Annotated in this window: 18 protein-coding genes; 12 read left to right on the top strand and 6 right to left on the bottom strand. The window is 56.6% G+C overall.

The genetic code is table 11. The annotated features are described in order from the left end of the window. Positions 1 to 525: 525 nt before the first annotated feature. The 7 genes from NA78x_RS09085 to NA78x_RS09055 all read left to right on the top strand — a co-directional run bounded on the left by NA78x_RS09085 (position 526) and on the right by NA78x_RS09055 (position 8,676). Positions 526 to 1,572, top strand: a complete 1,047-nt coding sequence (locus NA78x_RS09085) for a tyrosine-type recombinase/integrase (RefSeq protein WP_425618122.1) — start codon at positions 526 to 528, stop codon at positions 1,570 to 1,572. A gap of 340 nt (positions 1,573 to 1,912) precedes the next feature. Then, positions 1,913 to 2,761 (top strand): 3-oxoacyl-ACP synthase III family protein, encoded by an 849-nt coding sequence (locus NA78x_RS09080; RefSeq protein WP_425618121.1) that lies wholly within the window; start codon positions 1,913 to 1,915, stop codon positions 2,759 to 2,761. Beyond that, a complete protein-coding gene (locus NA78x_RS09075; protein WP_425618120.1) occupies positions 2,755 to 4,677 on the top strand; it encodes an NAD-dependent epimerase/dehydratase family protein in 1,923 nt (640 codons plus the stop codon). Before NA78x_RS09080 ends, NA78x_RS09075 begins: the two co-directional genes overlap by 7 nt. Before the next feature lie 128 nt (positions 4,678 to 4,805). After that, positions 4,806 to 5,834 (top strand): ATP-grasp domain-containing protein, encoded by a 1,029-nt coding sequence (locus tag NA78x_RS09070; RefSeq protein WP_425618119.1) that lies wholly within the window; start codon positions 4,806 to 4,808, stop codon positions 5,832 to 5,834. Beyond that, complete coding sequence (locus NA78x_RS09065; protein WP_425618118.1) at positions 5,834 to 6,976, top strand: GNAT family N-acetyltransferase; 1,143 nt, start codon at positions 5,834 to 5,836, stop codon at positions 6,974 to 6,976. Before NA78x_RS09070 ends, NA78x_RS09065 begins: the two co-directional genes overlap by 1 nt. Beyond that, entirely contained in the window at positions 6,973 to 7,986 is a 1,014-nt protein-coding gene (locus NA78x_RS09060) for a Rieske 2Fe-2S domain-containing protein (RefSeq protein ID WP_425618117.1), read from the top strand. The genes NA78x_RS09065 and NA78x_RS09060 overlap by 4 nt, the downstream gene beginning before the upstream one ends. Before the next feature lie 33 nt (positions 7,987 to 8,019). Next, complete coding sequence (locus NA78x_RS09055) at positions 8,020 to 8,676, top strand: YybH family protein (protein ID WP_425618116.1); 657 nt, start codon at positions 8,020 to 8,022, stop codon at positions 8,674 to 8,676. Positions 8,677 to 8,850: 174 nt separating this feature from the next. Here the strand turns inward: NA78x_RS09055 and NA78x_RS09050 are convergent, their stop codons facing one another. Then, complete coding sequence (locus NA78x_RS09050) at positions 8,851 to 10,992, bottom strand: terminase gpA endonuclease subunit (RefSeq protein WP_425618115.1); 2,142 nt, start codon at positions 10,990 to 10,992, stop codon at positions 8,851 to 8,853. Positions 10,993 to 11,187: 195 nt separating this feature from the next. Here NA78x_RS09050 and NA78x_RS09045 point away from each other — a divergent pair, with 195 nt between their 5' ends. Both NA78x_RS09045 and NA78x_RS09040 read left to right on the top strand, forming a co-directional pair. Then, positions 11,188 to 11,664 (top strand): winged helix-turn-helix domain-containing protein, encoded by a 477-nt coding sequence (locus NA78x_RS09045; protein WP_425618114.1) that lies wholly within the window; start codon positions 11,188 to 11,190, stop codon positions 11,662 to 11,664. Between the two features lie 219 nt (positions 11,665 to 11,883). After that, complete coding sequence (locus tag NA78x_RS09040; RefSeq protein ID WP_425618113.1) at positions 11,884 to 12,105, top strand: hypothetical protein; 222 nt, start codon at positions 11,884 to 11,886, stop codon at positions 12,103 to 12,105. A 199-nt stretch (positions 12,106 to 12,304) separates the two neighbouring features. Here the strand turns inward: NA78x_RS09040 and NA78x_RS09035 are convergent, their stop codons facing one another. From NA78x_RS09035 to NA78x_RS09025, 3 genes are all read right to left on the bottom strand, one after another. Then, positions 12,305 to 12,715, bottom strand: a complete 411-nt coding sequence (locus NA78x_RS09035) for a hypothetical protein (RefSeq protein ID WP_425618112.1) — start codon at positions 12,713 to 12,715, stop codon at positions 12,305 to 12,307. Further along, positions 12,715 to 12,912 (bottom strand): hypothetical protein, encoded by a 198-nt coding sequence (locus NA78x_RS09030; RefSeq protein ID WP_425618111.1) that lies wholly within the window; start codon positions 12,910 to 12,912, stop codon positions 12,715 to 12,717. The genes NA78x_RS09035 and NA78x_RS09030 overlap by 1 nt, the downstream gene beginning before the upstream one ends. A 359-nt stretch (positions 12,913 to 13,271) precedes the next feature. Beyond that, complete coding sequence (locus NA78x_RS09025; protein WP_425618110.1) at positions 13,272 to 14,132, bottom strand: hypothetical protein; 861 nt, start codon at positions 14,130 to 14,132, stop codon at positions 13,272 to 13,274. 379 nt (positions 14,133 to 14,511) lie between these two features. Here NA78x_RS09025 and NA78x_RS09020 point away from each other — a divergent pair, with 379 nt between their 5' ends. Further along, positions 14,512 to 14,763 (top strand): hypothetical protein, encoded by a 252-nt coding sequence (locus tag NA78x_RS09020; protein ID WP_425618109.1) that lies wholly within the window; start codon positions 14,512 to 14,514, stop codon positions 14,761 to 14,763. Further along, entirely contained in the window at positions 14,760 to 16,256 is a 1,497-nt protein-coding gene (locus NA78x_RS09015) for a recombinase family protein (RefSeq protein WP_425618108.1), read from the top strand. Before NA78x_RS09020 ends, NA78x_RS09015 begins: the two co-directional genes overlap by 4 nt. Positions 16,257 to 16,401: 145 nt before the next feature. Here the strand turns inward: NA78x_RS09015 and NA78x_RS09010 are convergent, their stop codons facing one another. Next, on the bottom strand, positions 16,402 to 16,818 hold the full coding sequence (locus NA78x_RS09010) for a hypothetical protein (protein WP_425618107.1): 417 nt from the start codon (positions 16,816 to 16,818) through the stop codon (positions 16,402 to 16,404). A 108-nt stretch (positions 16,819 to 16,926) separates the two neighbouring features. After that, complete coding sequence (locus NA78x_RS09005; protein ID WP_425618106.1) at positions 16,927 to 17,196, bottom strand: hypothetical protein; 270 nt, start codon at positions 17,194 to 17,196, stop codon at positions 16,927 to 16,929. Positions 17,197 to 17,451: 255 nt separating this feature from the next. Here NA78x_RS09005 and NA78x_RS09000 point away from each other — a divergent pair, with 255 nt between their 5' ends. Continuing rightward, a complete protein-coding gene (locus NA78x_RS09000; RefSeq protein WP_425618105.1) occupies positions 17,452 to 17,712 on the top strand; it encodes a hypothetical protein in 261 nt (86 codons plus the stop codon). The last annotated feature ends 271 nt before the right edge of the window (positions 17,713 to 17,983 follow it).

Here is a 17,983-nt window from a genome sequence, read left to right as displayed (position 1 = left end):
ACATTCGTTGGATTTTGCGGCTCAAAGGAATCGGGGCCGTAGACCGTTAAGGAACAACGATCGTTGGCATTCCTTAACCATACAAGGCAACCGCATCTGGCAAAGCCGAGCCTAGGGATATTGAATGATTTGTAATTCGCAGGACTCTTACGTTACTAAAAAGCAAGAAAAACCAATCCGCTTTGCGGTTTTTCTCCAGCCAACTGCCGCAATGAGTCTCGGCGACGGAGCAACTTAAAACTGGAAAGGCATTCAGATAAAGCGTGGGCGATGTTCATTCCCAGCTTGTAATAGTCGCAGCGGCTGCCACTGATTGCCTCAGAAAGACTGCTTAGGTCCGATGCTCTGAGGGCTCACAAAGACTGGGTTAGATCGCAACTCGCAGGGCAACTGATTAATCTGTCGATTAGTTGCCTTTTTCGTGAACAGCTCAGACAGCGATGTCTAGCGGCATGAAGCACAACCTGACCGTTGGCAAGTAGGACCAGCATTGGAGCCAAATGCCGGCGGTGCTGGAGACGCTTCATGCCGACGACATTGAGAAACGTAATGACGAGTTACTTGAAGGCCGGCACTCTTGCCAAGGGAACAAAGGCTCAATACCAGACAACGCTCAACAAATGGCAGCAGTGGGGAAACGCAATATCGATCGAAAAGCTGGGCCGCAAGGAAATCAGAGAGTTTCTGGATTGGGTGCACTCCCGAGCCGTTGCAGAAGATGGTTCGAATCCTGGTCGGACTGCCAACAAGGCACGCGCACATCTGCGAGCTATTCTGGCGTGGGCATGGGATCAGGACCTGCTCGACTCGCTGCCGCGTTTCCCCAAGCCCAAGGAGCAACGTGACGTTGCGGGCCGGCACTATCTCACCAAGGCCGAACTTAACGCGCTCTACTTTGCGACTTATCAGATGAAACGGCCACGCGGGTGGTCTGAGCCACATCCGATCGGACGCTATTGGCGGTGTGCTCTCGTTCTCTTCTTCAACTACGGTCTAGACACTGGGACCATCTGGAAATCTACGCCTTCACATGAGGCGATCCTTTGGCGCCATGTCTGCTGGGACAAACAGTCTCCCGACCGGGACATCAAACAACAGTCGCCTTGGGGTTGGTTGTTCTATAAGCGTGTGAAGACGGGTAAGACGTTTTATCGTCCGATGAATCGCGCGGTTCACTCCCACGTCAGAAGCCTCTTGCCCCAACAACTCGGTCCGGAAGATCCTGTGTTTCTTGGCGGAGGCTCGCGGCCGAACGCCCGCTTCGAGGAACTATGCCACTTGGCTGGAATCAAGGCGAAGCTCGACATCGAGTCGGGTACAGAGGAGCCATGGGAGCTCAAGGACCTCAGAAAGACCTGTGCAACCTACTACGACGAGCACATGCCGGAGTCGTCGATCGAGATCCTGGGTCATTCGGTGGGTGGCATCACTTATCGACACTACGCGCACCGTGCCCCACTGGCCTTCAAGGCAATCATGAGCATTCCCCAGCCATCTGCCTTTCATTCCCTTGTGAAGGGCCAAGAGGGGCAGTGTCCTTGCTGTCGTCGCCTATTTGCTGAGTCAAAGTGACGGATGACGATGTGTCCGAAGCGAGCAACTTACAGTAAGATCGCGATCACAACTTGTCGCCGAATGAGAGTTTGACTTGGCGATTTTGGCAGCGTCGGTCGGCGCCTCGCCATAGCCGATTGTGCATTCCGCGACTCATCACGATGCCGTCGATCGGTTGCCTGGGTAGAATCCTTTGTTGGAGTTGGAATGTTGATCGCCGCGAGGCCGACCGAGGATTCGTCCATTGGGAATGCGCATTGTTTCAGTCGCAATGGCTGCACCTCCTTGCACACAGACAGCCGATGACCTCGCCCCTCTCATCGGCCGCAGTGCCGAGTGGATCAGAGAAAGTACCGGCGTGTCGTGCCGCCACATTGCTGCCGATGATGTTTCGCCTTCGCAACTCGCAGCCGAAGCCGCTCGGAAGGCTCTGGCTGCGACAGGTGCCCCGGACTTGATCCTGTATGCTGGCGCCCTCGCACAACAAATCGTGCCTGACACCGCCGCATTCGTTCAGCGGGAGTTAGGCCTCGAACGCGTCCCTTGCTTCACTGTTAATCAAACATGCTTGTCGTTTGTTGTTGCGCTGCAAGTTGCGAATGGATTACTGCGAGCGGGGACTTACCGCCGAATTCTCATTTGCACGGGCGAGTTGGCTTCGCGCGGCAGAAGCTTCGACGAAGCTGAAGCCGCAGCGCTGCTGGGGGACGGCGGCGCTGCGGCCGTTGTCGAGCTATGCGACGATGTGGGCAGCGACTTGCTTTACTCCCAGCTGGAAACCTGGTCCGACGGACTTGAACTCTGCGCCGTCCTGGCGGGCAATCATCCGCGGCCAAGGCTCGAAACTTCGTACGACGACCTGTTCTGCTTTCGCATGTCAGGACCTCGCTTGTATCGCTTCGTTCGTCCACGGTTAAAAAGCTTTCTCACGACATTTCTTGCGAAGGCCGGTTCCAGTATCGACGAAGTGAAAGTAATCATTCCGCACCAGGCATCAGGACCGGGATTGCGATTGTTGGAGCAGTTTGGATTTTCAAACGATCGCATTGTGAACATTGTCGCGGACTACGGAAATTGTGCTGCCGCATCCATCCCGATGGCGCTGGCCGTTGCCGCTGAGACTGGCCGAATCCAACGCGGCGATGTCGCGCTATTAGTTGGAACCGCCGCAGGCGTTTCGATCGGAGCCGCACTGCTGCGATGGTAGATCCCAGAGTCGTCGAAGCGGTTCGCCAGTTACTGCGTGATCATCAGCGCGATCGCCAGCTGCGCATTTTGATTACTGGCGGCACGGGCTTTGTTGGCTCGCGGGTGGCGAGTGTGCTCGCCGAAGCCGGTCAACAAGTGACGGTGACTGGTCGCAATTTCTATCGTCTGGGACGTGCCCGCCACCCTAAGGCGACGTTCATAGCGTCGGATCTGTGCGATCAACCTGCCATCGAACGGCTGTGCCAGGATCATGACGTCGTGATTCATGCGGCGGCACTGGCGGCGATTTGGGGCGATGCCACGGCGTTTGAAGATATCAATGTCAAAGGTACGCAGATCGTCGTAGACGCCTGTCGACAACGGCCTGGGATTCGGTTGGTGCATGTTTCTTCCACGGCGATTCATTTCGATTTCATTGATAAGCTACTTGTGGAAGAAGACTCCGTTCTGCCGAAGTATTTTGCCAACGAGTATGCAAAAAGCAAAGCCGACGCCGAGGCAGTGATTCGCCGCGCGGTCGCGGCGGGAGTGAATGCCGTTACCATTCGGGCTCGCGCGGTGTTCGGCCCGGGGGATAACAGTCTGTTGCCACGTTTACTTTTGGCGGCGAGCAAGGGACGTTTGCCACAGATCGGCGACGGCGGCAACTTGGTCGATCTCACTTATGTTGACAATCTTGCCTATGCCCTCTGTCTCGCGATCGTTCGGGGTAAGCCAGGCGATGTCTGCACGGTAACAAACGACTCGCCGGTTTTGCTCTGGCCAACTCTCCATCACATTTTTCAGCATTTGAAAATGCCGGCCACGCGCCGCAAAGTCTCCTACAGAACTGCGATGGCGATCGCCAATGTCGCTACATTCTGGCATCGTGCTCGCCGGCATCGTGGCGAACCCGTGCTAACCACCTACAGCGTGGGACTGCTCGCGAAGAGTCAGACATTTTCCTCCGCGGCCGCACAGCAGGTGCTCGGCTATCGCGCGATCGTATCGATGGAAGAGGGGCAACAGCGAACGCTGGAATCGTTTACGGCCCGAGACGAGTCCGCGAGCACTTGTTCTGTTGATGTGAAGCTATTCACGACCTGCTATACACCTCAGCCCTACTACCTGGCGGAACGCGGCAAGGGTGCAAACATAATCCCCTTTCACGCCACCTGCGCGCTGATTACGCACCCGCACTTTGGACACTTTCTATTCGACACGGGATATGCGCCCCGATTCCGCACGGCGACCGCCAGATTTCCTTACAGCATCTACGGCCGACTGAGCCCCGTCGTTTGCAGTGACTCGCTCACGATTCGAGCACAGCTGCAAGAGCAAGGAATCGAATCCCACGACATCCGCGGAATTATCCTCTCTCACTTTCACGCCGATCATGTGGCCGGGCTACGTGATTTCCCCAGTAGCGATTTTATTTCGTCGCACGCCGCTTGGAGCGATGTCGCCGGACGCCGTGGTTTCGCCGCACTGCGAAGAGGATTTTTGCCGTCGTTACTTCCGGACGATTTCGCGAAGCGACTGCATACGATCGAGTATTTTCATGATCCGGGGTTTGGGCCATTCGCTCAGACGCACGATTTGTTTGGCGATGGAAGTGTACGACTCATCCAACTACCAGGACACGCGCGCGGGCAAATCGGAGCCATCGTGCAGCAAAGCTCCACGCGGCGAATGCTGCTGGCGGCCGATGCCACCTGGACCCTCGGCTCGCTGCGTAAAAACGCGTTGCCACACTGGAAGACGTTCAGCTTCGTCGACTCTGTCACCGACATGCGAGCGTCGCTGAATCAACTGCACGAGTTATCCCAGCAGCATCCTGCCATCGAAATCGTCCCGACTCACTCCCCAGAAATCGCCGACTTTTATTCGTTCGACAGCACCGTGAAAGCGCGCCTGCCAGGGAGCGCTGACTAATGCGTATTCTTCTTACGGGAGCTCGAGCACCTGTAACACTTGATCTCGTTCGGCATTTCCATCGGGGGGGGCATGAAGTCTTTCTTGCGGATAGCATCCGTCTGCCGCTCGCACGGTTCAGCCGGTTTGTGAAGCGCACGTTCGTCGTGGCGAAACCCGCATTAGAGCCCACCAAGTTTGTCGAGAACTTGGCCCACATCGCCGGCCGTCACAAAATCGACCTGCTCATCCCGACCTGCGAAGAGATTTTTTTTATTGCTGCGAAGTTGCACCTATTCCCGCCCGCCGTGACCGTTTTTTCCGAACCGCTGTCGCGGCTTGAGGAACTTCACAACAAATGGAAGTTCGCTAGTTTGGTGAAGAACAGTTCGTCCGCGATTCAACCCCCCGAAACGCATTTCGCAGCCAGTTCGGCCGACCTAGAAAGCTGGACTGCTCGGCAGGACTTGGCGGACTGGGTCTTTAAGCCGGCCTATTCACGGTTCGCCGCGCGAACGCTTGTGGGGCCGCAGCGCAAAGTCGTTTCGGCACTGCGGCCAAGCGCTGCCGATCCCTGGGTCATCCAACGGCGGATTCGGGGCCGGGAGTTTTCAACCTACAGCGTGGCCCACAACGGCGTCTTGAGAGCGCACGCTTGCTACTATTCCAAATACCAGGTTGGGATTGGTTCCGGGATCTACTTCATGGCCGTCGACGATGAACGCATCCGCTCGTTTGTCCAAGAGTTTGTTGCGAGACAACAATTCACGGGACAACTCGGCTTCGACCTGATGCAGGCCGAGGACGGCAAGCTCTACGTGCTGGAATGCAATCCGCGGGCAACGAGCGGACTGCACCTGCTCAAGTCACTGCCACTCGCGGAAGCGTTTCTCCATCCGAGCGGGGCACTGTTGGAACCTCAATCACCTCCGCCCTCGATGCTCGCGGCCATCGTGCTTCTCTTTTCGCTTCCCCAAGCCGTCGCCAAGGGAAAGTTGGGGGGCCTGGTCAATGACATGCGAGAAGCGAGGGACGTAATGTTTGCGTGGAATGATCTTAGTCCGAGCCTTCTTTCCCCGATCTCGCTGCTGGAGGTGATTGCGACCGCGCTTTGCCGCAGAAAGCCACTCACGAAGGCTGCCACCTTCGACATCGAATGGAATGGGGAACCCCTTTGATGGCAGACTCCGTCGCGTTGATAGATAAGCCTTCGCAGGTCTCCCCGGAGAGACGGCTGCCAAACAGCTGCGACGCCGATTGGATTGAGTTGCTGACTTCTCGCCCTGCCAACACGTTAGTTCGCAACTTGGATACTCGTTGGGCAGTGTTGTGCGTTGACGATGCTCTGATGCCGGTCACGATCAACGAGCTGGAGTACTCCAATTCCTACGTCTGCTCTCCGTATGGCGCATGTGTGCTTTATCCGCAGTCCGAGGTGAAGAAAGTTGACAACGTTTTCGTTCAGGAGCTCGTGCGCGGCTTGACATTTTCGCTCGCACCTCTGTTGCGGGCCGCGCAGATTAACCGAATTGTGTGCGTCAACAATTGGCTGCTGTCGACGAATCTTTATCCTCCATTCGACAGCGGACATATTCCCGATCTCACACAGATGCTTGCAGAGCGCTATCGCACCCATGCGATCACTTGGCGATCGTTGAACGAGGTCACCAACTCCGTTCTGCTACAAAAACTCGTGGCCGAAGGCTACCTCCTCGTTCCCAGCCGCCAGGTTTATTTTTTCGACGGCGGTGATGGAGCTTATCTGCGCAAACCCAACAATGTTTGGGATCGCAAACGGCTGTTGAACTCCGGATTGCAAATCGTGAGTCACGAAGAGTTGCAGGCAAGTGATGCGGCACAGATCGAGCAATTGTATCGCTGGTTGTACGTCGACAAGTACTCTCCGCAGAACCCCCAGTTCACGGCGGAACTCATCGAAGAGTTCCGCGCGCGTCACCTACTAACAATGTGGGGTCTGCGCGATTCGACTGGAGACTTGGTCGGCATCGCCGGAGCATTCGAACGCAACGGCGTGATGACCGTTCCGCTGGTCGGGTACGATACATCCCTGCCGAGAAACTTGGGACTCTATCGCTGTTTGATGTCAATCGTTCTCCAGGAGGCCGTTCGGCGAAAGGTGAAACTGAATTTAAGTAGCGGGGCGGCGCACTTCAAACGCTTGCGCGGCGGCGAGCCGTGCATCGAATACACGGCCGTGTACTCCCAACATCTTTCCATGGCCAGCCGTTTGGCGTGGAGGTCGCTGGCTGCCCTGATGCAAAAGGTAGGGGTACCGATCCTGAGAAAGTACCAACTATGACTACATTGGCTGACCGCTTTGGCCAGCATTGGCTTGTCTGTTGCGAAGCAGCGAAGCTCGGCAGAAACCCGTTGTCGGTCAACGTACTGGGAACTCCGCTGGTTGTCTTTCGTTCGTCGACGGGAATTGTCGTCGCCGAGGATCGCTGCCCGCATCGCAACGCTCCGCTGTCACTCGGTCAGGTTGAGCGTGGCGAACTCACCTGCCCGTACCACGGATGGCGCTTCGGGAGCGATGGAAGGTGCGTGGCAGCGCCGGGACTTTGCGCGGGCGATCCGCCAGACGTCACTCTCAGATGTTGGCAGGCTCACGAGTTCGACGGATGGATCTGGGTTGCCACACCTGCGATGAGTTTGACCCAGCGGATGTATCGTTCTCGACTCGGAGACAACGCTGGATACGAGAGTTTCAACATGGCGGCCGTGCTCGAATCGACGCTGCCAGACGCAATCGAGAACCTGCTCGACGCGACGCATACGCCCTTCGTGCATGCTGGTCTCGTCCGCAGTGCGAAGTCGAAGCAATCATTCACCGCCGTCGTGCGAAGATCGAACGATCTAGTCGAAGCAGAGTACCGTGGAGAGAAGCGGCAGCATGGTTTAATCTCGCGCCTCTTCGAGCCGGAACGTGAGGTCAGCTTCGGCAGGTTTATTCCCCCATTTACTGCCGAACTTGAATATCGATCACCAACGCGAACGGAATTGCTCGTCGTAGCCCATTTCACTCCGGCAGATGCGGGCAAAATCAATGTGTTCGTGAAGGTCTACTTGCCGAAGGGGCGACTTCCGTCCTTGCTGCGATTGGCAATCGCGAGGTACTTCTTCAGCCGAGTGCTGAAACAGGACAGTGAAATACTCGCGAGCCAAAGTCGCAACATCGCGCGGTTCGGAAAGCAGGCGTATACTTGTTGGCAGGCTGATCTGCTAAGACCATGGATCGACGCTTGGCTACGCGATGGCGAGTTCCCCGCGCAAGCCGCTGGCCCCGAGACGGTTTGCTTTGAGCTGTAGGTTCGATGCTGGCAATCTTACGAGGAGTCGCAAATGTCGCTGGTGAATACATGGATGCGGTCCGTGGTAACGCTGATTGTTCTGGCGAGCGTGGCAGCAATTGCAGCTCAAGAACCTTCCCAGAAGCCGGCCAAAGCGACGACGGATGTCGCTGGCACGGAAGCCATTCACGATCAACTGCGAGCCGTGCGCGAACAGTTCCTCACGGCGTTTGGTAAGCAAGATTTCGATGCCCTGGTGGCATTGCTCGACGAAAATGTTGTGTTGACAGCGCAAGATGGCAAGGAGTTGAAATCCATTCGCAGCAAGCAAGGTGTGCGCGAATATCTCGATCGCATGCTAGTGGGACCCAATCGCGGCATCGAGAGCATGACGATCACGCCGACAGTCGACGAGCTGTCAGTCTTGCACAACGGCGACACAGCAATCGCCACGGGAAGTTCGCTCGACCACTACAAGTTGAGCGATGGCAATGAGTTCGACCTGAAGACGCGCTGGAGCGTGACGCTGGTCGACAAAGACGGCAAATGGCTAATAGCCAGCCTGCATGTATCGACCAACTTGTTTGATAACCCAGTGATTTCGGCCGTATCGCGTGCTGCCACTTGGGTCGCAGTTGGTGTTGGCGTAGTTGCATTGCTGGTGGGATTTGGCGGCGGAATGCTCATGTACCGGAATCGTTCACGATAACGGACAACGGGGCGCTCAATCGCTGCGGACGCGAATGCCAACATAACTTAATTACAAGGATCAGCTGCGACCTGTCCGAGGTGTCATGCGCCATCGGATATCGGCCAGCCCTATTTCAAATGCTTCGGTCCGACACTCCGAAGTTGCGATTTGCCTGAGACTCGAAGCAACCATTTACCAACGATTCCGTCGCTCGGCTGGCGGATCATAGTAGGCAGCAGGAATGTATGGTTCGACGGGTGCCGGCTTAGTCGCGACTGGCGCAAGCACTGAAATCCTTCGCATCGAACGAGCGCAGATAGCCTGGTAGGTCGCGTCGAAGTAGTGGTTCGGCTTCGGTGACTTCCACCAGCCAGTCCGAGCTCCGCCGAAGCCCGGCTTGTGCCGCGTCTCCCAAGTTTCGGACAGCAGATGCTTCGAATAGTTGAGATGTCCGGTTACGTTGCGGCGGCCGTCGACCCGCGCAGGGTTGAATAAGGTCAACGCACCTGGTTGACCAGCTTCCAACAGCAAGCCTTCATGCACCTTCAGCTTCCAGTGATCGGCGTTCGTCATCACGAGCGGAATTCCGCCCCGGAAGACCACGTGCCAATTGTCGCCAATCAGAATGTGCGGCGAATCGAGCGGTCGCCGGTAGTTGGGCTCGCCCTTCGAGGGAATGAACGAATGGAAACCGACCTGCGCACAAAAGTGCTGCACCGGCTGAATGTTCCACGATTCCTCCTTCCAGCCTTGGTCGATCAGGGTGAGATCAGCAATTAGCTTCTCGCCGGTCGGTGTGGTGTACGGGATCTCTTCCTGGGCGGCGTGCCAGGCGAAGAGGCCTTCCAAGATCAGCAGTTCGCAGTCCGCCGCTTTCCGGCCCTCGGTGAGGAACGGAAAAAAGTCGTAGTCGATGATCGAGCCGGCACCGTGCTCATTCCAGGCGATCGCCACCCAGTGCAGACCCAGCTTTTGCACGTCGCCGCCGACCGTGATGCAGATGGTCTCATCCGGCGCCTCGCGTTTCTCCAGACCACCCAGGCAGTTGTTCTGGATGTGGTAAGCGGTGAGCACGATCCTCTGCGTCGACTCGTCCGCCGGTGGATCGTTGTCGTACTCGGTCGCCACCGCGTCAGCACCCAACCGTGCGACTTCCGAATAGTAGAACTCGAGCGCTGAGGCCTCGGCAGGAGTGTGACGATTGGGATTCGCCACGCTGGCGCCAGTATCCATCAACTCACGATTTGCCAGGTACAGTTCATGGGCCTTGTTCGTGCCGTTCACCCAGTCGGCCTGCTTAAGAGCGATAAACTCCTGCCATAGATCAGCTCGGTCGGGCTTCTTCACGAGGAAGCGGAACCGTTTCGGCTTCCAGCTGGGTTTTTGATCGCGATCGGTGTACCTGTAGGAGACGCACGTGCGATTCTGAATGGTGGTCAGCATGACCCGCGCGAGTCGCCGCTGCTGCGAACCGAGGCCGGCGATCGCTCGATCAATGCGATCTTCAAGCTTGGCAGCCTGCTCGGGGCTCCGAGCCGTTTCTTCGGTGTCCGGATCGTCGATGCAAGCAACGTCGACGCGGCGGCCCTTCTTTTTGACACCGCGGATGGCAGCATCGAGACCCCGCGTGGCAATGATCGCCCCGGCCGAGGGCGAACCGGGCACTTTCGGCAGGTAGATTTCCTGGCCACACCAGGAGAAGCGGCTGGAAGTGGGTAAGTATTGCTCGCCATTGTCAGGGCGGTTGCCGGTCACGAGCTGAAAGTGAGCACGCTGAGGAGTGTTTTCCAGGGCGCGAACGGGAACACAGACTTCCGGGTAATCGGCACACAGCCGATCGTTGTTCTCGATCTCCAGCTTGATCGATTCCAGCGAATCCTGGGCGGCGCTACCCGTGGCCGCGAAGAGCACGGCGAAGCGAATCAATCCCTGCAGGGTGTACTTGAGCAGCATCCGTTCGAAGTACGTGGTCTTTCCTTCGCCACGGCTGGCAGCGATCGACTGATCACCACCGTGCAGAATGGCGTTGCGAATCGCTGCGATCATTTCCTTCTGCTGATCGGTGAAGTCATACCAGAAGGGATTCTCCGAGCCGCTCTCGATCGCAAAGTACCAGCGCAACCAGGCTTCATCGTCGGCCTCGAGCCGCGCGCGTCGCTCCGGTTCGGCACAGGCGGGGACGACAACGGTTTTGCTGGAGGCGCTCCGGTCACGCTTGCGGCGGATATCACGATCACGCTCGGCAACGTTGCCGACGCCGGGGACCGATTCCACCTGCTGCAGCAGGTGCCGCAGTTTCTTGGCCTTGTTGCGTAATTCGGGAATCTTCTCCACGGCTAGTTCACCCGTTGTTGGTATTTGCGATCAGAACGATTTCGGTCGACCTAAATCTCGGCGCGTGAAAACCTGCTGAATTCCGGCTGAGATTCGGCCTGCCTGGCTTGAGCTGTTGGCCGGCGCATGGCTGATGTGTGTTGTCGTCAGTCGGTATTTCGAATAGCCAATCCATTGCGAACCAGGAGAACGATCATGCCCAAGAAGACGAGCGCCAAGAAACCAGCCACCAAGACCGCCAAAGCCAAACCCGCCAAGAAGGCCAAGGTCCAAGCAGCAGCGACCAAGCCCGAAGCGGTCCAAACGAAGCCCGCCGGTACCTGCCCGAAGGGTGGCGATCACGAATGGACCGACGAAGGTGCCGAACGGTTCTGCGCGAAGTGCAAAGAGCCCGAGGTGACAAAAGGCAAACGGGCGAAGAAGCCCAAGCCCGTGACTGACAAGAAGATGTCGGCCCTCGACGCTGCCGCTAAGCTCCTCGGCGAGACTAAGGAGCCGATGAACACCAAGACGATGATCGAAACCATCGCGGCCAAGGGCTACTGGTCGAGTCCCGGTGGCAAGACGCCGCACGCCACGCTCTACAGCGCCATTCTGCGGGAGATCAACACCAAGGGCCACGAAGCCCGGTTCAAGAAGACGGACCGGGGGAACTTCGCCTTCAACGGGTAGCACACCCCGGTAGTTTTGGCCCCACGACGCCCCACGTTCGCCACGCTGGGGCGTTTTGCGTTTCTTGGCCGAGGAGGCGGACCATCGCAGACCTATGCCACGTTGGGCCACGGGTTGCGCCGGCGAAATGCTGTTGGATTCTGGGGGTTGGCTATTGAACTTCGCAGCGATTGCTGGCTTATGTGTGTTTTCGCAACCGCCTACGCCCGGAGCTTCAAGATGACCACTTTCTACGTCGCCACCCGCGCTCAATATGTCTTGGTCGAAGCGGCCGACGAAACCGAAGCAAGCAAGCTCGGACAAGTCACCCTGCAGGCGATTTACGCGGCACGCTTGGGCAAACAGGTGACGATCAAAATCTGCACCATCCGGCCTGCGACCGCCGACGAGATTCAGCTGCAGCGCTGGCACAACCAGATGGTTGCTGCGGAAGGCGAGTAACCTCGCCTGAGTGCTGCTGCATCGATCCCGGTTCCTCCAAGGCTCGCACGAGAGCGTGGTCCGCACGCGCGTCGTGCGCTCTCTAATCCGATTTCGGATATTCACAGTAAGACGCTCGCGGTAAGAGCTGCGGCGTGCCGGTTTCACGAAGAAGCGCACGCGCAGCTGTAGCTGTTGACGTGCGCCAGAAAACCCGGCGCTAGAGAAACGGAGACTGATCTCCGTGTGTGATGAATCCTAGGCGAAGAGCATCAAAAATGTCAAGCGACTGAATGTGCCGGCGCATCGCTTTGAAGCGGGCAATTACTGGCCGAAGGTCGCCACGCGTTTTCGGCTGAGGAAGGAGCTCCACCGACCCGTACTCCGGCCACGGGCTCTCGAATATCCAGCCGTCATCGGTACGTACGAGTACTGCGCCATACTGCGGGTCCTCATCGTCCAACGAGACAATGACGCCATTCGTGATGTGAACTAGATGCCCCTGCGACCGTAGCCAGGAGTCGTCAAGCAGCACATCGTCGTCTGGCCGTTGGATCGTGAACGGCACATGGAGTCGCGCCAGGAAACCAGCCTGATTGGGTTCGTGAGCGACTTGATCATTCAGAGCCATCACGCGTACCCTCGCTCGTCTTTTCCCGAATTGGGAGGGCCGGGAAATGTGACTTGCCCATCTATGACGCGCCAGTTCCAACGGCGTTTCTTGCGATCCCGAAAGAAGACAACCGTCGCGCCATTGATGCCGACGGTCTCCTCGCGGAGGTGCCGGCTGAAAGGCATGGGCATCGGTTTCGGGGTCTTTTCAGCCATGGTTTGCTTGCTTCAGTCTGTGAGGCGAACGTGCGCGTAATCAACTTTGGGTTAACAACCGGAATGACATAAACTGCTGATGTCCATAGCTTTAACAGGATCGCATGTGCGCCGCGCGGGAGTGTGTCTATGGCGGCCGAGGTGGGGGTGGGAAACCTCACCGTGAAGTCGCCAGGAAGTACCTACTATCCCCCGGGGGTAGGCCTGCCGACCGTCAACGCACCGTGTGGCCCGTGCGCGAGTCGCCTGGTTCTTCTCAGCCACGCGTGCGATGCCCGTATCGCGAACGTGTGCGACGTATTGGCAAACCGTCGCTAATTGACCTTGAGGATCTTCTAACGGTGGGATTCCGAGATTGGTCATTTCTTTACCTTTACGATTGGCTGGTTCCAAACGTCAGCGGGGATCTCGATCCGCCTAGCTATTCCCAAGAAATCATCTGTGCAGATCCCTTGTTCAGCAGCCTTTGATTTCAGCACGGCGACCAGATGGGCCTGACGATTCTTTGCGTGTTGGGGAGCGTTCACCACGGCTTCTGCCGCATCGATCAACCAGTGCTCGCTGAAGATGTTGCGTTCAACCATCACTGCGAATCTAAACCATTGGCGCCGGTCTGCCTTCGAAAAGGGCGGGACCTTCTTTGCTAAGCACTCGGTCAATCGAATCACTTGAAACCAGTCCACAGATGACAGGTCCATCGGTTCACCTACTGGCGCCGACAGCTCATCTGGCTCCTGCCGCTGCTTCCTAAAGATTTCTAAGGGCGATTGGTCCGATAGGTGCACGATCGGCCGATCGGTCCTATCGCGATTGGAAATCTTTTCTTCTCTCCTCTCGCTCTTCTCTTCTCTGGTCCCGGTTTCTGTCCCCGCATTGTCCCGAGAATTTTGGGACAACGAATTACGCTGCTTTGACTTTCTCGCCGACTCATAGAGCCGAGACTTGGCAGTGATTCCGTTGTTTCTCGCGAGATGTGGAAAGGTCAACCGGCCGTTCTCGCTTGCGATAAGCCAACGCACATTCGGGGAAGCCATCGCAGCTGCGAACCCAGGTAGTGCCACGATCTCATCCAAGAATTCAAACGCGTTGTCGCCGATAGTTAGGGAAGCATCTCCATTCGGCTCGAAGTCGGCCTCTGACAAGTTGTCATCACACCATTCCCAAAGCTCCATCAAACGGCCCGCAATTTCGCGACGGTCGCGCTTCAGCAGAGAAGCCATTACTATGACCTCCGGCTTCTTCGTGAGCCCCTTGCACCATTTGATCCAATCACCGGCCATATCTCTGCTTTCCAGTGGTTCTCTCCATCTTCGGCGTCGCTCAAAGCATCCGTGGCTTGCGGTAACACCGGAGAAGTTAAGCCTGTCGATCAAGATCCTATAGATCGAGTTGGCCAGGCGCGAATACGGACAGAGAAAAGTCAGATGCGCGCATATGCGCAGGACATGCGCAGAACGATTGTGGACATGCGCGCATATGTGTTTTGCCTGCGCGGGTAGGTGTCCACAGACATGTCCATAATCGGCGCGGACAATTTTCCTCGAAGGGCATTCCGGGATCCAGGCCGTTTCCCGTTCTGCTCGCGGGGAGAATTCTTCTGTGGCGCTCTTTCGAGAACTAGCTGGACTTTCGGGCACAACCGGGCATCATGGTCACGAGCCCGGTCCGGATGGGGCACGGCCGCTGTCAACTCAATGGCTGTCGGACGAACGCATCAGCGATGCTCGTCGAGTGTGGTCCAAGGCCTATGGCCGAGTGATCACTGATGACGAGGCGGTTGAAATACTCATGAACGTCCGCCGGCTGGCTGAAATCCTGTTGCATGCCGAAGAGGAGAAGCGACGAACATGAATGTTGTTGTTTGGGCACGTGTTTCTTCCCGTGAGCAAAAGGAAGGTTATTCGCTCGATGCTCAGTTGCGAGTAAACCGTGAACGGGCGAGCGCCAATGGCTGGCACGTCGCCCGCGAGTTCGTGGTGGCGGAATCTGCCAAGCGGGGTGCTGAACGCCTCGCTTTCAACCAAATGTTCGCCTGGGTCAAAGCGAACGCCAAACGGGAGAAAATCAAGGCAATCCTTAGCCACAAGCTCGACCGCGTTTGTCGCAATATGAGAGATGCGGTTCGACTGCAGGAGCTGGAGGACGCCTGCGGCGTTCAACTGGCCTTTGTCGATAACCAATTCGGTCCCGGCGCGGCTGGGGCATTATCGTTCAATGTGATGGCCGCAGTTGCCCAGTACTACAGCGACAATCTGAGATCGGAAGTTCTGAAGGGGCTCGATGAAAAAGTGAAGCAGGGTTGGCCTACGGGGCTGGCCCCCTACGGTTACATCAATACAGCTGATCGTGACGCTCCTGTTCAACCGCATCCGGAGAAAGCGCACACTTTAGTTCGCCTGTTCACTCTGTATGCCACCGGCGGTTACACCTTTCAGACGCTCGCTGACCTACTCGAGCGCGAAGGCCACGTCTTCCGCGCCAGTCAGCAGCGTTTCAACCGAACGGCACTCTCGTACATTCTCGCGAATCGCTTTTACATTGGTGAACTGCATCGCAACAAGCTGGTCTTCGAAGGGCGCTATCAGCGACTCATTGATCGCCCGACATTTGACGCTTGCCAAGACATCATGGCAGGGAAAAATCGGCGAACCAGCACACCCGATCATCCGTTGGCCGGTGGCCTAATCCGCTGCGTCTATTGCGGTCAGTCGATCACCGGAGAACGCATCCGTCGCAAACTTAAGGGTGGGGGTGTCCGCGAACACATCTATTACCGGTGTGCGAACAACCATCCCGGCCCAGACCATCCCACGGTTCGCTGGCGATCAGAAGATCTTGAGCGGGCAATCCTGGATGATTTGGCGACTTTACGATTTGAACCCGAACTGGCTGCTTGGTTCCGGAGCCATCTGAGCGACGCGATTACCGACCTTACCTCTCATCGTCGCCGCCAGTCCACGTCCCTCACCAAGCGCAAATCTGAACTCGCGACGATGCAGGACCGGTTATTGAACGCGTATCTCGCTGGCACGATCGAAGAGGAGACCTACAAAGCTAAGTCGAACGAGCTGAAGTCAGAGGCCGCTAGAACAGAAGAGTCGCTGTGTGCGCTCGGAGACGTCGACCCGGCCCGCGGTGAGATCGCACTTTCGATCTTCGACTTTACGCAGAAGGCAGCCGATCGGTGGCAGCGTTCAAACAATGCGGTCCGTCGCGAGATCTTGGATTTGGTTTGTTTGAACCGTAGTTTGAACGACGTAAACCTAGTCACCACAAAGAGAAAGCCCTTCGACGTATTCGTCGAAGGGCTTAATTTGGGGAAAAGTCGGGGTGACAGGATTTGAACCTGCAACCTTCTGCACCCCATGAACAAACGCGATGATCAACATACGCGTTTGCCCCACAAATTCCGCAGTCAAGTCGCTCTACAATAGCAGGAAAACTGACCCCAGCAAGCCTTTTTAGGGTCACGTTGGGGTCAATTTGGGGTCAGAGCTTTGGCTTTCGCAAGCCGACTACTAGGTCGAGAGGTTCGTTCAGCCATTCGCGCATCCAAGCTACTGCCGCCTGAAAACTTGGCGCCTCAGAAGCCTTCTCTAAGGAGCATTCATCGTCGCAGAGAATGATCTCGAACGGACCATCGTTAGGGGATATGACTTCGACCTTGTCGATGAACTCGAGGAAGTAGGTCCGGTCTTCGCCCCGATCCGGATCATGGCCGGTAATCGCCCAACGGCCTCGGCACGACGGCGGGATTCGTTCGGAGACAAACGGATCCAGCGGGTCTGTTAGCGTATCTTGTATCCTCGCCCCAATTAGTCGTCGGCGCCTCATCTTTCCCATTCGCGGCGACGTAAACGAGATCGCGACGTTTGATTTCAATAACTGGAAAACCTGCTCAATCATTGCTGCATTCCTTGTTGGATCCCGATTATTCGAAGCGAACAGTGGCACGGCAGTCCGCGGCGGGGACCACTGATCACTGAAGGAAATGCGTCCTGCTCCAAAACTCCATTAGCAAACGAACCGCCAGGTGACGTCATAGCCGTAGGCGGATTTCGCGACGTGCACAATCCAGAGAAGGTCCTGGGCGTCACGAATCATGATCGTCTTCGGCCCAAGCTCCCGCGCTTGCTCGTAGGCTCGAGCGAGCCGGCGAAACTGAAGTGGATCAAGCATCGCAATGGCCGGCCGCTTGGACCAGGGCAGGCGAATCGCGACATCGCTTCGAGGTGTCTGTCGATGAGTGCTTTGACGTACGATCGACTTCGACAGGGTGACCATGCTGTTTCTCCAGGCAAGAATGAATCTGACGACTGGAGAGATTGTGCTAGCACCTCGTGACTAGTCTGGTCACGGCAGACTGGTTTTCAGAAAAGACGGAAATATGCCACAGCAAGTACATGCGGACAGGATATCAATATGATTGCGCAAGTCTTTGCCCCGGCGCGATTTGCCTAAGGTAATGCATGTGCATCCAATTTCAGAATTGCGGAATCGGATTCGTACAGCTATCTTCCCAGGCAGGAGCAATTGAAAATGGTTTTAGAAGATCTTCAAGTTGATGCTTTCTCTTGGGCTGCTTGGGCCTCAGTTTGGATTGATCGCGTCCGGTTTACAACCATCACGGGCCATCCGGACAAGGCCGCTATCAAAGTGGCCCTGATGTCTGAACTTTACTTGATGCGAATCGCAAGAGAGCTCATAAGCGAGAATGTGAAGAATGAGCTTTGGAGCGCGATGACGTTGCCCGTTGGCGAACGCGAACTAAAGATTGATCGGGCGATCTCGCTCATGTAATTCATTGCCTCCGTTCGCTTCTTTCGACCGATAGATTCCCTTCCGAATCGATGACGACAGACGTTCCCAGGTGCTGATCGCTTGCATAGCCTCGCTGAGGTAGCTAATATTTGCGGCCCATGCGGATAGACAGTTGCCGCGGGCCGCGGCGTCTGACATGCTTCTCTCATTAGTGTTTTCGATCGGAAGGTGCAGCTCGTCGTGTCGCTTGAATCACGCCACTGCAGCGAACTCGAGTGCTCGCAAGTATTGGCGTGAGCGGAATTACTTC

Source organism: Anatilimnocola aquadivae (assembly GCF_049819085.1).
In the GTDB taxonomy this organism is placed as follows: domain Bacteria; phylum Planctomycetota; class Planctomycetia; order Pirellulales; family Pirellulaceae; genus Anatilimnocola.
Note: the sequence above shows the minus strand (reverse complement) of the source record. Positions and strands in the feature narration are given on the sequence as shown.